16 protein-coding genes and 2 pseudogenes are annotated in these 19,891 nt (G+C 69.1%); 10 read left to right on the top strand and 8 right to left on the bottom strand.

The window, feature by feature from the left end:
• Position 1: 1 nt before the first annotated feature.
• Together IF54_RS0134645 and IF54_RS39960 are read left to right on the top strand one after the other, a co-directional pair.
• A pseudogene (locus IF54_RS0134645) lies at positions 2 to 1,030 on the top strand (glycoside hydrolase family 6 protein); the annotation flags it as partial.
• Positions 997 to 1,446 (top strand): hypothetical protein, encoded by a 450-nt coding sequence (locus tag IF54_RS39960; RefSeq protein WP_234439134.1) that lies wholly within the window; start codon positions 997 to 999, stop codon positions 1,444 to 1,446. The pseudogene IF54_RS0134645 and the gene IF54_RS39960, both read left to right, overlap by 34 nt.
• Positions 1,447 to 1,500: 54 nt before the next feature.
• Here the strand turns inward: IF54_RS39960 and IF54_RS41665 are convergent.
• Positions 1,501 to 2,352: pseudogene (locus IF54_RS41665) on the bottom strand (IS5 family transposase); the annotation flags it as partial.
• 897 nt (positions 2,353 to 3,249) lie between these two features.
• Positions 3,250 to 3,387: a hypothetical protein gene (locus IF54_RS43135; RefSeq protein WP_199821280.1), complete on the bottom strand. Its 138-nt coding sequence runs from the start codon at positions 3,385 to 3,387 to the stop codon at positions 3,250 to 3,252.
• A 326-nt stretch (positions 3,388 to 3,713) separates the two neighbouring features.
• Here IF54_RS43135 and IF54_RS0134615 point away from each other — a divergent pair, with 326 nt between their 5' ends.
• Positions 3,714 to 4,142: a hypothetical protein gene (locus IF54_RS0134615; RefSeq protein WP_234439128.1), complete on the top strand. Its 429-nt coding sequence runs from the start codon at positions 3,714 to 3,716 to the stop codon at positions 4,140 to 4,142.
• 23 nt (positions 4,143 to 4,165) lie between these two features.
• Positions 4,166 to 5,059 (top strand): hypothetical protein, encoded by an 894-nt coding sequence (locus IF54_RS0134610; protein WP_030326128.1) that lies wholly within the window; start codon positions 4,166 to 4,168, stop codon positions 5,057 to 5,059.
• Between the two features lie 67 nt (positions 5,060 to 5,126).
• Here the strand turns inward: IF54_RS0134610 and IF54_RS0134605 are convergent, their stop codons facing one another.
• On the bottom strand, positions 5,127 to 6,014 hold the full coding sequence (locus IF54_RS0134605) for an AraC family transcriptional regulator (protein ID WP_030326125.1): 888 nt from the start codon (positions 6,012 to 6,014) through the stop codon (positions 5,127 to 5,129).
• A 181-nt stretch (positions 6,015 to 6,195) separates the two neighbouring features.
• Between IF54_RS0134605 and IF54_RS0134600 the strand changes: the two genes are divergently transcribed.
• Positions 6,196 to 6,564 (top strand): hypothetical protein, encoded by a 369-nt coding sequence (locus IF54_RS0134600; protein WP_030326123.1) that lies wholly within the window; start codon positions 6,196 to 6,198, stop codon positions 6,562 to 6,564.
• 130 nt (positions 6,565 to 6,694) lie between these two features.
• Here the strand turns inward: IF54_RS0134600 and IF54_RS0134595 are convergent, their stop codons facing one another.
• The 4 genes from IF54_RS0134595 to IF54_RS0134580 all read right to left on the bottom strand — a co-directional run bounded on the left by IF54_RS0134595 (position 6,695) and on the right by IF54_RS0134580 (position 11,990).
• The gene (locus IF54_RS0134595) at positions 6,695 to 7,204 is read right to left on the bottom strand and encodes an AMIN-like domain-containing (lipo)protein (protein WP_030326120.1); all 510 of its coding nucleotides are present in this window, start codon (positions 7,202 to 7,204) and stop codon (positions 6,695 to 6,697) included.
• 444 nt (positions 7,205 to 7,648) lie between these two features.
• Complete coding sequence (locus IF54_RS0134590; protein ID WP_030326118.1) at positions 7,649 to 9,361, bottom strand: glycerol-3-phosphate dehydrogenase/oxidase; 1,713 nt, start codon at positions 9,359 to 9,361, stop codon at positions 7,649 to 7,651.
• 194 nt (positions 9,362 to 9,555) lie between these two features.
• A complete protein-coding gene (gene glpK / locus IF54_RS0134585; RefSeq protein WP_030326116.1) occupies positions 9,556 to 11,073 on the bottom strand; it encodes a glycerol kinase GlpK in 1,518 nt (505 codons plus the stop codon).
• A gap of 68 nt (positions 11,074 to 11,141) precedes the next feature.
• Positions 11,142 to 11,990: an MIP/aquaporin family protein gene (locus IF54_RS0134580; RefSeq protein WP_030326115.1), complete on the bottom strand. Its 849-nt coding sequence runs from the start codon at positions 11,988 to 11,990 to the stop codon at positions 11,142 to 11,144.
• A gap of 364 nt (positions 11,991 to 12,354) precedes the next feature.
• Between IF54_RS0134580 and dhaK the strand changes: the two genes are divergently transcribed.
• The gene (dhaK, locus tag IF54_RS0134575; RefSeq protein ID WP_030326114.1) at positions 12,355 to 13,359 is read left to right on the top strand and encodes a dihydroxyacetone kinase subunit DhaK; all 1,005 of its coding nucleotides are present in this window, start codon (positions 12,355 to 12,357) and stop codon (positions 13,357 to 13,359) included.
• Between the two features lie 263 nt (positions 13,360 to 13,622).
• Here the strand turns inward: dhaK and IF54_RS0134570 are convergent, their stop codons facing one another.
• Positions 13,623 to 14,834: a metallophosphoesterase gene (locus IF54_RS0134570; RefSeq protein WP_030326113.1), complete on the bottom strand. Its 1,212-nt coding sequence runs from the start codon at positions 14,832 to 14,834 to the stop codon at positions 13,623 to 13,625.
• Between the two features lie 218 nt (positions 14,835 to 15,052).
• On the opposite strand from IF54_RS0134570, the gene IF54_RS0134565 reads away from it, so the two are divergent.
• From IF54_RS0134565 to IF54_RS0134550, 4 genes are all read left to right on the top strand, one after another.
• Positions 15,053 to 15,841 carry a CPBP family intramembrane glutamic endopeptidase gene (locus IF54_RS0134565; RefSeq protein WP_030326112.1) on the top strand — a complete coding sequence of 263 codons (789 nt, stop codon included), beginning with the start codon at positions 15,053 to 15,055 and terminating at the stop codon, positions 15,839 to 15,841.
• A gap of 437 nt (positions 15,842 to 16,278) precedes the next feature.
• The gene (locus IF54_RS0134560) at positions 16,279 to 17,277 is read left to right on the top strand and encodes a LacI family DNA-binding transcriptional regulator (RefSeq protein WP_030326111.1); all 999 of its coding nucleotides are present in this window, start codon (positions 16,279 to 16,281) and stop codon (positions 17,275 to 17,277) included.
• Positions 17,278 to 17,640: 363 nt separating this feature from the next.
• Positions 17,641 to 18,951, top strand: coding sequence for an extracellular solute-binding protein (locus IF54_RS0134555; protein ID WP_030326109.1), 1,311 nt, complete (start codon positions 17,641 to 17,643; stop codon positions 18,949 to 18,951).
• Between the two features lie 50 nt (positions 18,952 to 19,001).
• Positions 19,002 to 19,886 (top strand): carbohydrate ABC transporter permease, encoded by an 885-nt coding sequence (locus IF54_RS0134550; protein WP_030326108.1) that lies wholly within the window; start codon positions 19,002 to 19,004, stop codon positions 19,884 to 19,886.
• The last annotated feature ends 5 nt before the right edge of the window (positions 19,887 to 19,891 follow it).

Here is a 19,891-nt window from a genome sequence, read left to right as displayed (position 1 = left end):
CGTCTCCTACGCCCTGGACAAGCTGGGCGCCATCCCGAACGTGTACAACTACATCGACGCCGGCCACCACGGCTGGCTCGGCTGGGACAGCAACCTCGGCCCCGCGGTGCAGGAGTTCGCCAAGGTCGCGACGACGAACGGCGCGAGCGTGAACGACGTGGCGGGCTTCATCGTCAACACCGCGAACTACAGCCCCGCCAAGGAGCCGTACCTCAAGGTCACCGACACGGTGAACGGCCAGACCGTGCGCCAGTCGAAGTGGGTGGACTGGAACCAGTACGTGGACGAGCAGTCCTTCGCCCAGGGGCTGCGCGACAAGCTCGTCGCGGCCGGATTCGACTCCGGCCTCGGCATGCTGATCGACACCTCCCGCAACGGCTGGGGCGGCTCCGCCCGGCCCACCGGCCCCGGACCGCAGACCACCGTGGACGGCTACGTCGACGGCAGCCGCATCGACCGGCGCATCCACGCCGGCAACTGGTGCAACCAGAGCGGCGCAGGCATCGGCGAACGGCCGACCGCGGCTCCGGCCGCCAACATCGACGCCTACGTGTGGGTCAAGCCGCCGGGGGAGTCGGACGGCAACAGCGCCGCCATCCCCAACGACGAGGGCAAGGGCTTCGACCGGATGTGCGACCCGACGTACGGCGGTAACCCCCGCAACGGCAACAACCCCACGGGCGCGCTGCCGAACGCGCCGCTGGCCGGACACTGGTTCTCCGCCCAGTTCCGGCAGCTGATGCAGAACGCCTACCCTACCCGGACCGTCCGTCCGGGCGCCCGACCGCGGAGCGCGGTATCCGCCGGGATCCGTTCCCTCGGCCCTGCCGAGCGGGAACCGACCCCGGCGGTCGCGCACCGCGTCAGCAGGTCGCGCCAGCGGCTACATCAGCGGCTCCAGCTTCGTCTTCGAGAACCTCCACGGGGTCTCCTCGACGACGTACTCCCTCATCTTTGCCGCCAACGCCGTCGGCATGCTCATCGCCGGGGGCGGTCTTGTCCCGACTCGCGGGGCGGGGCGTACGCCTGAACACGCTCCTCACGGTCGGAGTCGGCCTCTCCTCGCTCGGCGCACTGGCGCAGGTCCTGCTGGTCGTGGTTGTGGGCGAGAGCCTCGCGGGCACCTGGATCACGCTGTTCGTGACGGTCAGCGGCATCGGCCTTGTCTTCCCGGGAGTCATGAGCATCGGCCAGGCGTTGGGCCGGGTGGCTCCGGGTGCGGCGTCCGCGCTCCTGGGCGGCCTGCAGTTCCTCTGCGGGGCTCTTGCCTCACCGCTGGTGGGACTCTTCGGCGAGGGCAGCTCCCTGCCGATGGCGCTGATCATGCTGATCGCCGTGGCCGCGGCAGGGCTCGCCCTCATCGGGCTCGCCCGGCCCTGGCAGGGGCATGGTGAATCGGATGATTCGAAGCAGGGCGCGCGCCCAAACGATCCGCAGGGCGGATGAACGCGAACGAGACAGCGACCGCGCGGGGGCTAGGTTCTGTCTCTTTGGCCAGCGTCGGGTCCAGATGAGGATGCCCGCGAGGTGGAGTGCGGCCTGGTAGGCGATCGCGAGTTTGTCGGTTCGTGTGGCCAGGCCGCGCCATTGCTTGAGGCGGTTGATGCACCGCTCGACGGTGTTCCGCTGCTTGTATGCCTCGCTGTCGAAGCCGGGCGGACGGCCACCGAGTCGGCCTCGCCGCAGGCGGTGGCCGACTTGGTCGGACGGCTGCGGGATGACCGCACGGATGCCCCGGCGTCGCAGGTGGGCGCGGATGGCACGTGAGGAATACGCGCGGTCGGCCAGAACGGCCAGGGGCCGGGTCCGGGGCCTTCCCGGACCAGGGCGGGGCACGCGGATGCGGGACATCACCGTCTCGAAGGCGGGTGCGTCACCTGCCTGGCCTGCGGTGACGGTGAAGGCGAGGGGCCCCACGGCCGTCTGCGGCCAGGTGAACCTTGGTACTCAGCCCGCCGCGGGAGCGTCCGAGCGCGTGATCGGCAGGCTCACCGCAGCGAGCCGCCCCCTTTTGAGTGCTCCGGCAGCGTGCTGGTGGGCCCGGACCACCGTGGAGTCCACCGACACCGTCCAGTCGATGTCATCGTCGGCGTCCGCCGCAGCCAGGACGGCGGCGAGGATCATCTCCCAGGTGCCGTCGACAGCCCATCTGATCAGCCGCTTGTGAGCGGTCTGGAATGAGCCGAGCTCGTGGGGAAGGTCCCGCCAGGGCGAGTTGGTGCGGTACTTCCACGCAATGGCCTCAAGCGTGCGGCGGTGGTCGGCCCACCGCCGTCCGCGAACTGGATCGGCCGGCATCAGCGGCTCGATCCGGTGCCACATCGCATCACTGATCACTAATCGGACAGACACATCCGATCAACTGACCAACCCATCAAGGAGACACGCGCTAGGTGTATTGATCACGAGCGTTGTTAACGCTGGTTCGCAATCTGGAAGCAGATCACCGGCGTCGCCGGCCTCTCCACCGCGGCCTGAGCACAGCCCGGCACCGAGCTCCAGCACGCCGCGACGCCATCAGCCACCTACCCACCCAACCAGGTGACAGCGCCAGCGCATCTCCTTCGAAGTCGTGCAGGGCGAGAAGGGCCCGCAGGCCGAGAAGGTACAGAGCCCGGGCTAGGAATGCCTTTCGTTCGACGTGCGACCGCAGGCCAAGCAGGTACGCGCGGGCCGCAGCCCTGGGTTCCACCCGCAGGAACCGGCCCGCCATCCGGGCCATGACCGGCCGAGCATCGCCCACCAGCGGACAGTGTCTACGCTACGGCCTGCGGCTACCGCACGATCTTCAGGAGTCCACACAACCCCCGATGATCACGCGGTGGCCATACTCGTTCCCAGCTGGGTTCGCGACAAGATCGCGAAGTGAGACTGGAGTACGAACCCGTTCGGCCCTGGTCCGCCGGGGCCGCACGGCCGGGGTCAGATGGCGGGCCGAAGAGGGATGACGTTGTCAGGGACCGACCGCGGGGGAGTGGGCGCCGCAACGCCATGGACCAGCTCCTGGCTGGGAAGGTCACCGCCTCGGACAGCGGTCGAGAGACTGCTCTCCCCACACCAGTGGGTACCCGCGCTGAGGAGGTCGGCAGGCAGCCGGTCGGCGTGGCGTTAATGCCGCAGGAAGCGCTACGGTGAGTGACGATCTTCGGTACCTGTCATCAAGCCCCACAGCCAGTCAGATCGAGCACGGCCGTGTCTCCTACTGAGCACGAGATTTCCCGGTGCTGGTTTGGTGCTGACTTCGGAGGGTCAATGGCGGCAAAATCGCAGGTCGTAGGTCTGATCGGATAAGTTGTCGTACCACTCGATGGTGGTGCCGATGAGGCTGGCGGCGACGATGCGCTTCAGGTTGTTCGGCGTCGGGGGAGCGGATGCTGCGGAGGCCATGTGCGCCACTTCCTCGTGTGCGGTGGGGACGGGTAGGTGTCCGCACACCGTAGGAATGCGCATCGCAAGGGCACATGTGGCGGGGCAACATAGTTCGGGCATTGGCTATGCGTCAGACCGCCATGCCGGGTCGTGAGAGGGCGTTCAGCCTTGGCGCAGGGGTGATGTCCGACATAGCCTCTGATGTCCCTCGGTCAGCATGTGCCACAGCAGCAATTCCCAATTCCCTAACGAATCAAGGGTTGTTACGATCATCCGGCTCGCGCGGCGAGGAAAATGGCGCCGCTCCAATCGTGTATGACCAACACGGGAGATATGCCATGCGTTTGAGCCGGACGTTCGCGTCCCTCGGTGTGACCGCCACCGCTACGGCGGGTCTGGTGCTCGGAGTGGCCCCGCAGTCGAATGCCGACGCGGGACTCACTTGTCCTGATTCCCAGACCTACTGCATGCGGTTCCACTACAACACCGGCTTTGCCGGTTCCCGTACCGTGTTCCGCGGCTTCGACCATTACAGCCTGAACGGCTACACGTTCCTCGGCGACGGCGCCGGAAAGGGCCAGCCCGTCAAGAACAACGCCGCCTCTGCGGTCAACATGGCCCCGTACAACCTGGTGATCTACTTCAACAGCAACCTCCAGGGCGCGTGCGACTCGCTCCCCGAGTTCGGGACGGCGTACCAGCTCAAGAACACGTACAACAACAACGCCTCCTTCGGGTACGGCCGCGCCGACAACACCTGCTACAAGTTCTGACCCGCGTGCGACGCCTGGCACCCATGTGCCTGGCCCTGGCCGCCGCCCTGCTCGGCTGCTCCTCCGGGAGCGGTCCGAGCGAGGGCGGCGCCCCGGCCGGGCCCTCCAAGACGCCCGTCACATCCAGCGGTTCGACAGAAAAGTCGCAGCTCACCTTCGGTGAGCGGCTGCCCATTGCCCGCTACAGCTACACCGCTGACGAGTCCGCCGTCATCGAGTCCGCGCAGCAGGTTCTGACCAAGCGCTGTCTGCGCACCTACGGGATCACGTACGAGCCTGCAAAGCGGGAGGCCGAGAACTCCACATCCGCCGACCGCCGCTACGGGCTCTCCAGCGCGAGTGAGGCGGCTCGCCTCGGATACCACCCCGACCTCGGACCGCTGCCCGCGGGCCCCGACCTTACCGAGGACGCCCTGCGGGTGTTCTACGGAAACCGGGGTGCAGAACCGGGCACTGCGGAAAAGGTCGTCTACAAAGGAAGGGAAGTGCCGAGGAACGGCTGCTTCGGCCAGTCGGTGGCGCAACTCGCCAAGAAGTACGACGCGCCTGAAGCGGCGGAGACCGCCCGCGGCATCTCCACGCAGAGTTATAAGGATTCGCTGACCGAACCGAAAGTGAAGGAGGCATTCCGGAACTGGTCCGCCTGTATGCGGAGTTCAGGATTCCGATATGCGACACCGCTCGAACCGGCGAACAACAAGGAATTCCAGCACGAGGACATCTCCGCGAAGGAGAAAGAAACCGCGCGCGCGGATGTGCGCTGCAAGGAGAAGACCGACCTGCTCGACATCTGGTTCAAGGCCGAATCAGCCTTGCAGAAGGCGGAAATCGACAAGAACTCGGAGTCTCTGAAGGAGCTCCTCAGGGCCCACCGAAAGAAGACGGAGGCAGCACGCAGGATCGTCGCGGAGGGCTAGGAGCCTTCCTTGGGATCACAGGGCTGACGGTCTGCGGCCCGGGATGAGGAGGACGAGCCTGCGGACGTCAGATGCAACGGCTTGATGGGCCCGGGAGCCCGAAGTCGTTGAAGGACTGGATGTGCCCGCTGCTGCGCCCTGCTGGTCTTCGGCGCATGAGGTGGAGCAGTTCTCCTGGTGTCTTGCCGGAGAGGGTACGGAAGTCGCGGTGCATGTGTGGCTGGTCGTGGTAACCCGCCCGGTCGGCCAGGTCGACGAGTGAGGCCGGGCCTGTCGATGCCACTGCCAGGGCGCGGTGGAATCTGACGATGCGGGAGAGGGTTTGAGGGGGCAGTCCGATGTGTTCCCGCAGCAACTGTTGGATACGGCGCTGACCGAGGCCGGTGGCCCGGATCAGCTCTCGCAAGGGGACGGCCCCGCCCCGCTCCCGCAGCAGGCTCCACGCCTGAACAGCGGCAGGCGAGGGGAGAGTTCCGGCCCTGAGGCGCCGGGCGAGCAGAGCGTCGAGAATCTGCCAGCGGCGGGGCCAGGACGGCGCTGCGGCCAGTTGTTCGGTGGTGTTCGCAGCCCAGCCCGGTCCCATGATGTGGTCTGGAGCGATGACCGTTCTGGCCAGGTGGTGCAGCGGGAGGTTCAGGAGCTGGTACGCGCCGAGCGGCGTGAGGTCGATCTCGACGGCATACCCGGCTCCATCGAAACCCGCGACCATGGGCGCGGTTTGCAGGCCTGCGATCATCGCAGGCCACGAAGCCGGTGCCACTCCTTGCGCCGGCCCGCTCCGGATGGTCAGCGGCTGCTCCCATCCCAGAAGAAGAGTGACGCTCGCCGAGGGCAGGGTGACCCTCGCGGGCCTTGCCCCCGCCATGTGGTGGCCGCGATAGCCGATGACGATGCCGCGTAAGGACACGGCCGGCCGGCCGATGTACTCGCCGGGCTGGTCGATCGGTTCGGCCACTGCTGATGTTCCTCCGCTGCGATTGCGTCTTCGTACAAGACTCCCGGCGCTCGGCCCTGAAGGCTAGGAGCTGCTCGGTCACCCGGGCGACCACTCGTGAGTGCACGGAGAGATCACCGCGTCTTTCCTGCCAACTCGAAGCTCTGCCTGCGGCGACGCAGGCCACCCACCAGGGGGAAACATGCGCAAGGTGATGAGTGCCGTGGCCGCGTTCGCGACCGCTGCCACGGCAGTGGTGGCGATGAGCGGCGCCGCTCAGGCCGGCGACGACACGGTGTACGGATGCAGGTCCGGCAACGTGTGCATCTGGGCCCAGGGTGTCGAACCCTTCGACGACCCGCACCCGACGGTCCAGTACTCCAGCTACGGCTACCACAACCTGAGGAACCAGTACGGGGAGCACGCGGTCCTCAACAACCAGTACGGCGGCGCCACCGCCCACCTCTGCTACAACTACGGCGGCACCAACTGCCCTGAGATCCTCTTGCAGGACGATTGGTCGTACGAGAACCTCACGCCGATCAACTCCATCACCCTCGACCGGCCGTAGCGCACCCTTCGCCGCGGAGGAGCGACCGCTGGGCCGGACCACACCGGTCCCGGCGGTCCGGTTCTCGCCACCTACCGGGCCGCGTCCGTACGCGCTCCCGGTGCGCGTCCCCGGGATCCGTCCATGCACCTCAGTGCGAGGAACGGCAGGTGTTGTGGTGGGCGATGTCGAGGACGAAGCGTTCGGGGCGGTGCAGTTGCTTCGTCGTGTAGGAGGGCTTGCTGTTGAACGCGGCCCCGAAGGTGACGACGCCCTCGAAGTCGCCGGTCAGTGCGAAGCCCTTGAGTTTCGGCAGATTCAGCTTGATGAGACGCGGGCCTTTGTAGACGTTCCTGCCCGCGTCGTCGTGGGCTGCGGCGGGGGAGAGCTTGATCTCCAGGAAGTACTTCCCGGCCAGCGGGACCTTCTTCCCCGAGCTGTCGTAGCGGAGTTCCTTGACACGCTTGACGGTGGCCGGCGGCAGTTTGCCCTTCACGTCGATGACGACCCTGTCGAAGGAGCAGTGACCGGCGATCCTGGCGTTGACCACGAGACTCGTGGCCGGTGCCGAGGACGTGGCGGCGGCAGAGGCCGACGCCGCGGTGCCGGCCAGCAGGAGTGCGCTCGCGGTGATGGCCATGAGGCGATGGCGGGTATGCATGACGCCCCCCTATGAGACGTCGGGGACTGGTGGTCACAGTATGAGACATATGTGAGGGTCATACGGTTGCACGCTTCGGTGAGACTCTCTCGTCCCCGAGCTCAGCGGCGGCCTCCCTGGGGAGGCGTGGTCGGGATGGCAGGGGAAGCCGGGGCCTGAGGCGCGGGAGAGCTCGGTGAAGACGAGGGGGTGCCGGCGGGATGGACCGGGCGCGGTCCGGCGAGAGGGAAGGAGAGACCAGCTGGGCCCGGCGGGGAAGGCTGCCGGCCGCAGGTCTTTCATGTCGACGCTGTTGGCGCGGGCTCCAGGGCGTCGCGCAGTCGTTGTTCGATCGCCTCGCTCGGCTGGGACGCGTGCCCGGTCATCGAGGGATCTCCAGTTGTCTGCCGAGAGCGTCCAGGGCCCGGCCGGCGGTCCTGGTGCTCGCGGGAACTCGGCGCGAACTCAGTGCACCGGGATGATGTCGGGGGCGCCCAGCCGTACCGCGTCGGCGGTCTGGTCGTCCGGCTGCTGCTGGGCCTCGCGTTCGGCGGCCACTCGCTTCAGGTAGTGGTTGACCTCACGGTCCCGGTGCGCCTGGTCCCAGCCCAGGTGAGGTGCCATCAGATCCGCCACGGTCAGCGCCGCGTCCACACCTCGGTCCCAGGACTCGATGGAGATCCGGGTACGCCGGGCGAGCACGTCCTCCAGGTGGCGGGCCCCCTCATGGGTCACCGCGTACACCGCCTCGACCCGGAGGTAGTCGTCGGAGCTCGGCAAGGGCTCGCCGAGCGAGGAGTCGGCCGCGACCAGGGCGAGCAGCTCGTGCACCAGGGAGCCGTAGCGGTTCAACAGGTGCTCGATACGGGCGACATGCAGCCCGGAGCGCTCGGCGAGGATGTGGCGGGAGTTCCAGAGGGCCGGATAGCCGTCGGCGCCGAGCAGCGGAACGCGTTGCGTGACGCAGTCGGGCACCTTCTCGTCCAGGCCGCGGGCCGCCTCGTCGACCGCGTCCTTGGCCATCACCCGATAGGTCGTGTACTTGCCGCCGGCCACCACGACAAGACCGGGTACCGGGTGTGCGACCAGGTGCTCCCGGGACAGTTTGCTGGTTTCCGCTGCCTCGCCGGACAGGAGGGGACGCAGACCGGCGTAGACGCCCTCGACGTCCTCCGGAGCCAGCGGCGTGGCCAGGACGCTGTTGACGTGGTCCAAAAGGTAGGTGACGTCCTTGGAACTGAGGGCGGGATGGGCCTTGTCGAGTGTCCAGTCGGTGTCGGTGGTCCCGATGATCCAGTGCCGTCCCCAGGGGATGACGAACAGCACGCTCTTCTCGGTGCGGAGGATGAGGCCGGTGCGGGAGTTGATCCGGTCACGGGGGACCAGCAGGTGTACGCCCTTGGAGGCGCGGACATGGAACTGGCCCCGAGTACCGGCGAGGGACTGGGTGTCGTCGGTCCACACGCCGGTCGCGTTGATGACCTGCTTGGCCCGAACCTCGGTCTCGTCGCCCGTCTCCAGATCCGTGACCACGGCTCCCACCACCCGCTCGCCCTGCCGCAGGAAGCGGCTGACCCGGGTGCGGTTGGCGGCCAGCGCTCCGTAGGCGACGGCAGTTCGGACGAGGAACAGGGTGTGCCGGGCGTCGTCGACCTGGGCGTCCCAGTACTGGATCGCGCCGACCAGGGAGTCGGAGCGCAGCGCGGGCGCCTCACGCAGGGCTCGGCGCTTGAGCAGATGGCGGTGGTGGGGCAGACCTCTGGAGGTACCGGAGGCCGTGGCCATGGTGTCGTACAGCAGCACGCCGGCGCCCACGTAAGGACGCTCCCGGATCCGGTGTTGCAGCGGGTAGAGGAACGGCACCGGACGCACCAGATGCGGAGCCAGGACCTGAAGCAGGAGTCCGCGTTCCTTCAGCGCCTCGGCGACGAGCCGGAAGTCCAGCATCTCCAGGTAGCGCAGGCCGCCGTGGATGAGCTTGCTGGAGCGGCTGGACGTGCCCGAGGCCCAGTCCCGGGCTTCGACGAGGCCGACTCGCAGGCCACGGGTGGCCGCGTCCAGGGCCGCGCCGGCGCCGACCACGCCGCCCCCGACGACGAGGACGTCGAGCTCCTTCTCTCCCAGTCGGCGGAGAGCCTCCGCGCGTGCGTCGGACGAGAGGGCCACCGGGTTCGCCATGGTCTTCTCCTCGTGCAGCCAGTGCAGCCAGTGCAGCCAGTGCAGCCAATGCAGCAGTGCAGCCAGTTCGGCAGTGCAGCCGGTGACGGCAGTGCATCCGGTGCATCCGATGCAGGCACCGAACGTGGCCCGGGCGGCCGTGACCCGGGCCGGCCCATTCGGTCACTCCCGGCCGGAACCGGGGGCTGCGGCCCCTATTCGACCTTGGCCCAGTCGAGCGTGCGCTCCACCGCCTTCTTCCAGCCCGCGTATCCCTCCGCACGCTGTTCCTCGGACCACTGGGGCTCCCAGCGCTTGGACTCCTGCCAGTGGGTGCGCAGTTCATCCGTGTCCTGCCAGAAACCGGTGGCCAGACCGGCGGCGTAGGCGGCACCGAGCGCGGTGGTCTCGGCGACGACCGGGCGGCTGACCGGGACGCCGAGGACGTCGGCCTGGATCTGCATGCACAGGTCGTTGGCCGTCACGCCGCCGTCGACCTTGAGGACGTCGAGGTGGACGCCGGAGTCCTGCTCCATGGCCTCCACCACGTCGCGGCTCTGGTAGCAGATGGCTTCCAGGGCGGCCCGCGCCAGGTGGCCGTTGTCGTTGTACCGGGCGAGGCCGACGATCGCGCCGCGGGCGTCGGAACGCCAGTACGGGGCGAACAGGCCGGAGAAGGCGGGCACGAAGTAGATCCCGCCGTTGTCCTCGACGGTGAGCGCCAGGCGTTCGCTCTCCGCGGCGTCGTTGATGATCTTCAGCTGGTCGCGAAGCCACTGGATTGCGGAGCCGGTGACGGCGATGGAGCCTTCGAGCGCGTAGATCGCCGGGCTGTCGCCGAACTGGTACGCCACGGTCGTCAGCAGGCCGTGCTGGGACCGCACCAGTTCCGTGCCGGTGTTGAGCACCAGGAAGTTGCCGGTGCCGTAGGTGTTCTTCGCTTCGCCGGGCGCATAGCAGACCTGCCCGACCGTCGCTGCCTGCTGGTCGCCGAGCACACCGGTGATGGGGATGGCCGCCCGTAGTGGGCGGGACGTACGGGTCTGCCCGAACGCCTCCCGGTGGGAGGACGGGTTGATGGTCGGCAGCATCGCCCGGGGAACGCCGAAGAAGCCCAGCAGCTCGTCGTCCCAGTCGAGGGTCTCCAGATCCATCAGCATGGTGCGGCTGGCATTGGTCACGTCGGTGGCGTGGACGCCGCCGTCGGGGCCGCCGGTGAGGTTCCACAGCACCCAGGCGTCGGTGTTGCCGAAGAGGGCATGGCCCTGCTCGGCTGCCTCGCGCACTCCGTCGACGTTCTCGAGGATCCACTGGATCTTGCCGCCCGAGAAGTACGTGGCGGGCGGCAGCCCTGCCTTGCGGCGGATCACGTCGCCCTGGCCGGAGCGGTCCAGCGCGGCCGCGATGGAGTCGGTACGGGTGTCCTGCCAGACGATGGCGTTGTAGTACGGGCGGCCGTTGCGCGGGTCCCAGACGACGGTGGTCTCCCGCTGGTTGGTGATGCCGATGGCCGCCAGGTCCTCCGGGGCGAGGTTTCCGTTCCGGAGCGCGGTCTGGATCACCGAGTTGGTGCGCTCCCAGATCTCCACCGGGTCGTGTTCGACCCACCCCGAGCGCGGGAGGATCTGTGAGTGCTCCAGCTGGTGCCGCGCCACCTCGGTGCCGGCATGGTCGAAGATCATGAAACGGGTGCTGGTGGTCCCTTGGTCCACCGCGCCGACGAAGTCCGCCATGGGATGCCGCCTCTCCTTGGGCTCTCCCGGGGCAGCCGGATGAACGACAACCCCGGGAGCCGGTCAGCTCAGTTCTCGTCCGGGGCCGGGATCCGTCCGGGGGGCTCCGGCTCAGCGGTCGGCAGGAACCGGCCGATGAAGACCTTGTACAGGCCCGCTCCCAGCAGGCCTCCGATCACCGGACCGACGATCGGCACCCAGAAGTAGAAGTTCCCGTACTGATCTCGCCACGCTCCGCCGTACCCGGTGAGGAAGCTGGCCAGCCGGGGACCGAAGTCGCGTGCCGGGTTGATCGCGTAACCCGCGTTGGTACCCCAGGCCATACCGATGGCCACGACGATCAGACCGACGATGAACGGTGCCAGGTTGGCGCCGGGGGGCGTGTTGAGCAGGTCCGTGACCGCCAGGATCAGCAGCAGCAGGATCGCGGTGCCGATGACCTGGTCGCGGAACGCGCCCCATTCGTGGACCGGCAGGTTCGGGTTGCCGTTCGCGGGCAGCGTGGAGAATACGCCCTGCGTCTTGATCGTGTGGGTGGGATCCGCCTTCGCCAGCGCCTCGGTGTAGTTCCACCGGACGATCAGGGCTGCCACGAAGGCGCCGGCTGTCTGGGCCAGCGCGTAGGGAGCCACTTTGCTCCACGGGAACCCCTTGAACGCCGCCAGCGCGAGGGTCACCGCGGGATTGAGATGCGCACCGCTCAGCCTCGCCGCGACGTACACACCGAGGGTGACGCCGAGGCCCCAGGCCCAGGCGATGCTGTCGTGGTTTCCGAGGCCGCCCGCGGGATTCGTGAGGGCCCCGCCGGCGACCACCTGAGCCACCACGCCACAACCGAAGAGGATGAGGATCATCGTGCCGGCGAATTCCGCTGAAAGCTCGCCGACCAGTCCTGATCTCTTGAGTCGCTCAGCCATGGGTGCCCGCTTCCCGCCGGCCCGAAGGTCGGCTGTCGACTGCCCCGAGCCTTCAAAAATCATTGTATGACCGGCCACGGGTATGCGCGTGCGGGGCGTGAGAGACAGCGCCCTGACCGCCCGAACCGGCCTGGTCGCCCGCCCGAACCGGCCGCAACCCCGTGCTGGCCGGCGGGCGACCGCGCACACGCGTCGCGGTTGTCCACGGGGTGGCGGCACACTGGTCGTGGGGCGTGCGATCGCGAACGCGTCCGCCCGTCCGGCGATGCCCGAGCTCCGTGAGGACCCTCAGCTCTGTGAGGACTTCGGACTCCGTGAGGACAGTGGGCAGAGGCTCGGCCGCCGGTTCCACCCGGGAGGTGCCATGAAGATGCTGATCAACAGTCCGGAGACCGTGGTCGCCGATGCCCTGTCCGGGTTGGCCGCCGCCCACCCGGACCTGGACGTGGACGTGGAGCGGCGGGTGGTCGTACGGCGGGACGCGCGGGAGAACGGCCGGGTCGGGCTGGTGTCCGGCGGCGGTTCCGGGCACGAGCCGCTGCACGCCGGGTTCGTCGGGTACGGGATGCTGTCGGCGGCGTGTCCCGGGGAGGTGTTCACCTCGCCCGTCCCGGAGCAGATGCTGCGCGCGGCGAGCGCCGTGGAGGCCGGGCAGGGCGTGCTGTTCGTCGTCAAGAACTACACCGGGGACGTGCTGAACTTCCAGATGGCCGCCGAGCTCGCCGAGGAGGACGGCGTCCGGGTCGAGCGGGTCCTGGTCGACGACGACGTCGCCGTCACCGACAGCACGTACACGGCCGGGCGGCGGGGCACCGGAGCGACCCTGTTCGTGGAGAAGATCGCCGGGGCGGCCGCCGAGGAGGGCGCACCGCTGGAGCAGGTCGCCACGATCGCCCGCCGCGTCAACGAGTGCTCGCGCAGCTTCGGCGTGGCGCTCAGCGCTTGCAGCACTCCCGCGAGCGGAGGCCCGACCTTCGACCTGCCGGACGGGGAGATGGAGCTCGGCGTCGGGATCCACGGCGAGCCGGGCCGGGAGCGGCGCGCGATGATGCCGTCCCGGGAGATCGCGGAGGTCGCGGTGGGCGCCGTACTCGAGGAACTGCGGGAGCTGCCCCCGGCCGACGGGCCGGTACTGGCCCTGGTCAACGGGATGGGAGCGACGCCGCTGCTGGAGCTGTACGGGTTCCACGCCGAGGTGGCCCGGCTGCTGGAGGGCCGGGGCGTGCCGGTGGCGCGGGCGCTCGTCGGCAACTACGTCACGTCGTTGGACATGGCGGGCTGCTCGGTGACCCTCTGCCGGGCCGACGAGGAGATGCTGCGGCTGTGGGACGCACCCGTGCAGACGGCCGCGCTGCGCTGGGGCCGCTGAGCCTGTTGTGGAGCTGGGGCCGCTGAGCCTGCGGCGGAGGGCGGAGGTGGAAGCAGCCCGAGCGACCCCGCTGCTGCGGGAGCGCCCCGAGCGACCCCGCTGCTGCGGAGGCCATGCGCGCCGCTTCCTCCGGTGTGCGGACAGGTGCGGACACCGGAGGAAGCGGAGGAACGCTCACGTCAACGCTGCTGCGGAGGCCACGCGCGCCACTTCTTCCGGTGCCCGGACACGTGCTGACACCGCACACCGGAGGAACGCTCAAGTCAGCGACGCTGCGGTGAGCGGAGCACCAGCAGGGTGATCTCGCTCGGCGCGAAGACCCGGAACGGCGGGCCCCAGAAGCCGGTGCCGCGGCTGGTGTAGAGCAGGGTGCGGACACCGTGCCGGCTGAGGCCGGCCAGGGCCGGCTGGTCGAGGCGGACCAGGTGGTGGAAGGGCCAGATCTGCCCACCGTGAGTGTGGCCGGAGAGCTGGAGGTCGATACCGGCGGCCGCCGCCCGGTCGACGAACTTGGGCTGGTGCGCCAGGAGCAGCACGGGCAGCTCGGGGTCTGCACCGTCCAGGGCGCCGGCGAGGTGGGCGCGGTGACCCACCAGGCCGGAGGACTCGGCGGTGACGTCGTCCACGCCGGCGACCACGAGGGTGTCGCCGCCGCGTTCGAGCAGCAGATGGCGGTTGCGCAGCGGCTCCCAGCCCAGCTCGTCCATCAGGTCGACCCACCCCTGGGCCTCGCTGTAGTACTCGTGGTTGCCGGTGACGTAGACCCGGCCCTCCGTGGCGCGCACGGTCGCCAGCGGGGCGGCCTGGGCACGGCGGCGTTCGGCCGTGCCGTCCGCGATGTCCCCGGTGTGGCAGACCAGGTCGGCTTCCAGGGTGTTCACCGTCTCGCACACCCGGGCCGACCAGCGGACACGATCGAGGGGGCCGTAGTGGGTGTCGGTGATGAGCACGACACGCAGACCGTCCAGCCCGGCTCCCAGTCGCGGGAGCGGTACGTCGAGCCGGCGCACCCGGGGCACACGGCGAGCCTCGACGTACCCCCAGGCGAGCAACGCGGCGGACACGCCGAGGACGGCCCAGGTGACGATCCGGGCCCGGTCCTCGCTCTCGCCGACACCGGCCACGGTCAGGGCTAGCCGCAACAGGACTCCGAGCAGGACGGACCAGGTGAACAACACCCAACTGCCGCCCAGCAGGGTGTCACCGATGATCGCCGCCCGGTCCTGCTGGCGCCGTCCGTGACCGCGCATCATCGCGAGCGGCATGGCGGCGAGCCCGAGGACGAACAGGGCGGTGCCGGCCACCGTGACGGGCAGCGGCCAGTGCTGGCCGGTGTACAGGAGCACCCAGCAGGGCACGGCCCACAGCAGGACGGGGGCGATCAGGGGGAGGTAGCGCATCAGGCGGAGCAGCCGGCTCTGCCTCGGTGCTTGCGCCTCACCCTCGGCGGGCCGGGCGTTGCTGGTGTCGGTCACGCTGTTCCTCCCTGACCGGGCTGCCGTCTCGCGCACTGTAACCGGTCGCCTGGTGGCGGCCGCACGGACGTTGGCGACAGCGCCCTTCGGGGCAACGCGGGCAGCGGCCCTTCGGGGCAACGCCGGCAGCGCCCCTTCGGGGCAACGCCGACAGTCCTTCTGGCGTTCCCGACAACGCGGGGTACCGAGCGGGCAGCCGCGGATACCCTCGCCCCGTGATGGAGCGCTGGAAAGGACACGTAACCCGTCATCCGGTCTGCGGCGCCGTGGAGTTGACGTTCGCCTGGCATGGTGTGCTCCTGCTCTTCGCCAAGGTGCTCCTGCCCCCACTGGCCCCGGCATGGTTCCCCGGCCTCGGCGCCACCGTGATCAACGCGATCTGCCTCGCCGGCGTCTGGTGCGTGCTGTGGCGGTGGGGATGGCTGCGGGTGTCCGGCACCACCACGTTCGGCCGCCGGCGGCGCTGGTGGCTGGTGCTGCCGATGCTGCTGATCGCCGGTTCGTACGCGCTCGCCGGGCTCGACGGCCGTACGACGGTGGTCGTCAGCTCCCTGGTGTCGCTGCTCTGGGTCGGTATCGACGAGGAGGTCTACAGCCGTGGCCTCGTCCAGCAGACCCTCACCCCGCTCGGCCCGCTGCGTGCGGCCACCGGTGTCGCCGTCCTCTTCGGCCTCGGGCACGTCCAGAACCACCTGTTCTTCGGCGCCGCGTGGGACGACACCCTGTGGCAGATGCTGTCCGCCGCGCTGTTCGGCTTCACCTGCGCCGGACTGCGCTTCGCGATCGGTTCCGTCTGGCCGATGGTGGTCGTCCACGCGCTCGACGACTTCTTCCAGATCCGCTCCCCGGGCGCGGCCCCGGACTGGTGGCAGGTGGGCGTGTACGTCTTTCAGGCCGCGTACGGCTGGTGGCTGCTGCGTCGTTACGCCGACCGGGACCGGCTTGCGTCGCGGAACGCCGCCGGGGACGACGACCCGCGCCCCGAGGCAGCCGGGGCAATGGACTGACCGGCGGTGGAGCACCTGGTCTCCGGTTGATGCGTTTCAATCCATCACGGGTGGGAGATTCGCACGCCCCGGTCGGGCCGTCAAGACCAGCCGCGCCGATCGCCCAGTTCAACCGACCGCGGGCGGGTCCCGGTCGAGTCGCTCCGGCGCGGGCCGAACCCGCAGGCGCCCGTGCACGGTCGGGGCAAGGTCGGGCACCGCACGGCCCTCGGCTCCCGGGTGACCAGCCGATATTGCTCGATCTCCGCCCCGGCGCGGGCACCGCCCGATCGCCGCTCTTGGAGCGTTTCAACACGCGTCATGTATCCTGCGCCTTGTCGGCGACAGCCTGGTCACTGTGGGTGCCGTGCGGTCCCGGGTTGGAACGAGACCGGAGGTCGAGGAGCGCTGTGGCAACCGCCCGTCCGCGAGCAGTTCAGGGGCATGCCAGTCCGAGCATGCAGGACGTCGCCGACGCCGCCGGCGTCTCGGTGGGCACGGTTTCCAACGTGCTGAACCACCCGGCCAAGGTGAGCCCCGCGACGGCGGAGCGCGTCCGTGAGGCCATCGGCCGGCTGGGCTTCGTGCGCAACGACGCCGCCCGGTCGCTGGTGTCCGGCTCGACCAAGAGCATCGGCATGGTCCTCGCCGACATCGAGAACTCCCTGTTCATCGACATGGCGCACGGCGCTCAGGACGCCGCCCGGGCGATCGGGCAGAACCTCCTGCTGGCCAACACCGCGTGCGACATGAAGCTCCAGGACGACTACCTGGACCTGTTCGACGAGTCCCGGGTGACCGGCGTGCTGCTGGCGCCGATGGAGGACTCCACGGCCGGCATCGCCCGCATCCGCTCGCACGGCCGCCAGGTCGTGCTGCTCAACTACGCTCCGCGGCCCGGCACTTGCTGTTCGGTGCTGGTCAACAACGAGCACGTGGGATATCTGGCGGCCCGCCATCTCATCGACACCGGGCGCACCCGGCTGGCGTACGTGGTCGCGCACGACGACTACCAGCCGGTGCGCGACCGGCGCAGGGGAGTGCGCGCGGCGGTCGAGGAGGCCGGCCCCGGCGTCACTCTGGAGGAGATCGACAGCGTCGGTCTGACCACGTCCCACGGGCATGTGGTGGGGGCCGAACTCGCCCGCCGGGCGCCCGAGGAGCTGCCCGACGGCCTGGTCGTCGTCACGGACGAGCTGGCCAACGCCATCATCCACGAGCTCCACACGGTGGCGGGTATCCGGGTGCCCGACCAGGTGGCGGTGGTCGGCTGCGAGAACAACCGTGGGGCGGGCGCCGCGGCGGTGCCGCTGACCGCGGTGGACATGCCGGGCCGGATGATGGGCCAGGAGGCGATCCGGCTGCTGATGGACGAGGTCGCCTCGGGCAAGCAGCACCGGCACGCCACCGTGGTGCTGGAGCCGGAGCTGATCGTGCGGTCCAGCGCACCGAACTGAGAACTGACGGGCTCGCTGCGCCGATCCGGGTGCCCGAGCTCATCGTGCTGTCCAGCGCACAGAACTGAGCGTCGTCGGAGTCGCCGCGCCCCATGGGGACGCGAGCTGATCGTGCCGAGTCGGCACACAGAACCGACGGTCCGGGAGCTGCCGAGCCGAACCGGGTTCCGGAGCCCCCAACCACCTGACCAGCCCTTTCCGCACCCCCGTCGCCCATGACCCCCACCGCCGACGGCACCCACCCCCGTAGCGCGCGGTTCAGAAACGTCCCCGACAAATCCTTGACACACGTCGAACCGGGTCATAGGTTCCCGGCATCTCCCAATTGAAGCGTTTCAACGCCCTGTGTGCCGAGGAGCACCCGTGCACAACACCCTCAGAACCACCTTCAGGACCCGCCGTATCACCCTCGTCGCCACGGCTGCCACCTCGGCCCTGCTGCTGAGCGCCTGCGGGGGCGGAAGCGGCGCGGGCAGCGCCGCCAAGGAGTTCAGCCTCACCATCAACGACGACAACCACATCGTCCAGCAGGAGCTCACCACCCTGGGCAAGGGCGCCTGCGCGGCGCAGAACAAGGCCCTGCCGCTGAAGACCCAGACGCTCCCGATAGGCAACGTCGACCAGAAGGTCCAGCTGCTCGCCGGCCAGAACGCGCTGCCGGTGCAGTTCGCGGCGGGCGGCACGCCTCAGCTCACCAAGACGCTGGACAAGGCGGGCCAGGTCCTCGACCTGGAGAAGACGCTCAAGGACCTCGGTGTGTGGGACGACCTCCAGCCCGCCGCGATCAAGACCGTCGAGAACCTGTACGGCAAGTTCAACGTCATGCCCTACCAGTTCAACATCGAGGGCATCTGGTACAACAAGAAGCTCTTCGCGGACCAGCACGTGGCGACCCCGACCACGTACGACCAACTGGTCGCGGCCGCCGCGAAGTTCAAGGGCGCCGGTGTCACTCCCTTCGCCGCCGACGGCAAGGACGGCTGGCCCCTCACCCGGCTCATCAGCGGCTACCTCTACCGCGAACTCGGCCCGGACGCCCTCCAGGCGGTCGCGGACGGCAAGGCCAAGCTGACCGACCCGGCCTACGTGAAGGCCGCCCAGGCCGTCGCGGACCTCGGCAAGGCCGGCTACTTCGGCCAGGGCGTCGGATCGATCGACTACGACACCGCCACCCAGCAGTTCCTCACCGGCAAGGCCGCCATGTTCTACATGGGCAGCTGGGCGCTCGGCGACTTCAACGACAAGACCAAGAACAAGATCGGCGCGGACAACGTCGGCTTCATGCCGTTCCCGACCGTCGCCGGCGGCAAGGGCAGCGCGGACCAGATCCCGGCCAACGTCGGCCTCCCCGTCGCCGTCTCCGCGAAGTCCTACGACGCCAAGGTGGGCGACTGGCTCACCTGCATCACCAAGAACTACGGCGCCGCCTCCCTGAAGGACCAGGGCACCGTCTCCGGGTTCAAGCCCAACGGCGACACCGGCACGCTCCCGCCGCTCACCCAGACCGTGCAGGACACCATCTCGAAGACCACGACCAGCACCCTGTGGTTCGAGGCCCTGTTCAACACGAAGGCGACGGAGACGAGCCAGACCAACGCCGCGCCGCTCGTCACCGGCTCCCTGTCGGCCAGGGACTTCATGCAGAAGGTCCAGACCGACCTCGACAACGGCTGACCCCGCCGCACCACCGCCGTCCGCACCGAACCCTTCGTGAGAGAGCCGTCATGCGTTCAGTTCTGGGAGACCGCCGCGCCATCGCCGTCCTGCTCGGCCCGGCGCTGCTGGTCTACACCCTGGTGATGCTGGTGCCGATGGGCTGGTCCCTCGGGTACACCTTCTTCAAGGGCAACGTCATCGAGGGCTTCACCTTCGGCGGGCTCGGCAACTTCGAGAAGCTGTGGCACGACCCGCAGGCCCACTCGGCGCTGTGGTTCACCTTCAAGTACGCGCTCGCCGTCAGCGCCGGGCAGGTCCTCTGCGGGTACCTGCTCGCGCTGCTCTACGTGTTCGTGCTGCGCAGGTCGTCCGCGGTCGTGCGCACCCTGGTGTTCTTCCCGGTGATCCTGCCGACCGTCGCCGTGGCCCTGATGTTCCAGAAGCTCTTCGCCGTCGCCCCGCAGAACGGCCTGGCCAACCTCGCCCTCGAAGGACTGGGGGTGCACCACGGCGACTGGTTCGCGAGCGCCGGCGGCTCCTTCGTCGTCCTCGTCGTCATGGACGTGTGGCGCTCCATGGGCTTCTACGGCGTCCTCATCTTCGCCGGGCTCCTCGACATCCCCGAGGAGACGCTCGAGTCGGCGCGGCTGGACGGCGCCACCGGCTGGCGGCTCATCCGGCACATCGTCCTGCCGCTGTCCGCGCCCGTGCTGCTGTCCTCGGTGGTGTTCAGCATCAACGGCACCCTCAAGGTCTTCGACTCGGTCCTCGCCCTGACCAACGGCGGCCCGGGCAGCGGCACGACCCCCCTGACCCTCTACATGTTCCGCACCGCCTTCTCCTACGGCGACTACGGCTACGGCAGCACCATCGCCTCCCTGCTCACCGTCGTCTGCCTCGGCGTCACCCTCGTCGTCTTCCGCTTCTCGCGCCGCGACCTGACCAAGGGCTGAACCCC

This window comes from Streptomyces sp. NRRL B-3229 (assembly GCF_000719505.1).
Taxonomy (GTDB): domain Bacteria; phylum Actinomycetota; class Actinomycetes; order Streptomycetales; family Streptomycetaceae; genus Streptomyces; species Streptomyces griseorubiginosus.
This window is presented reverse-complemented; position numbering and strand designations above follow the sequence as displayed.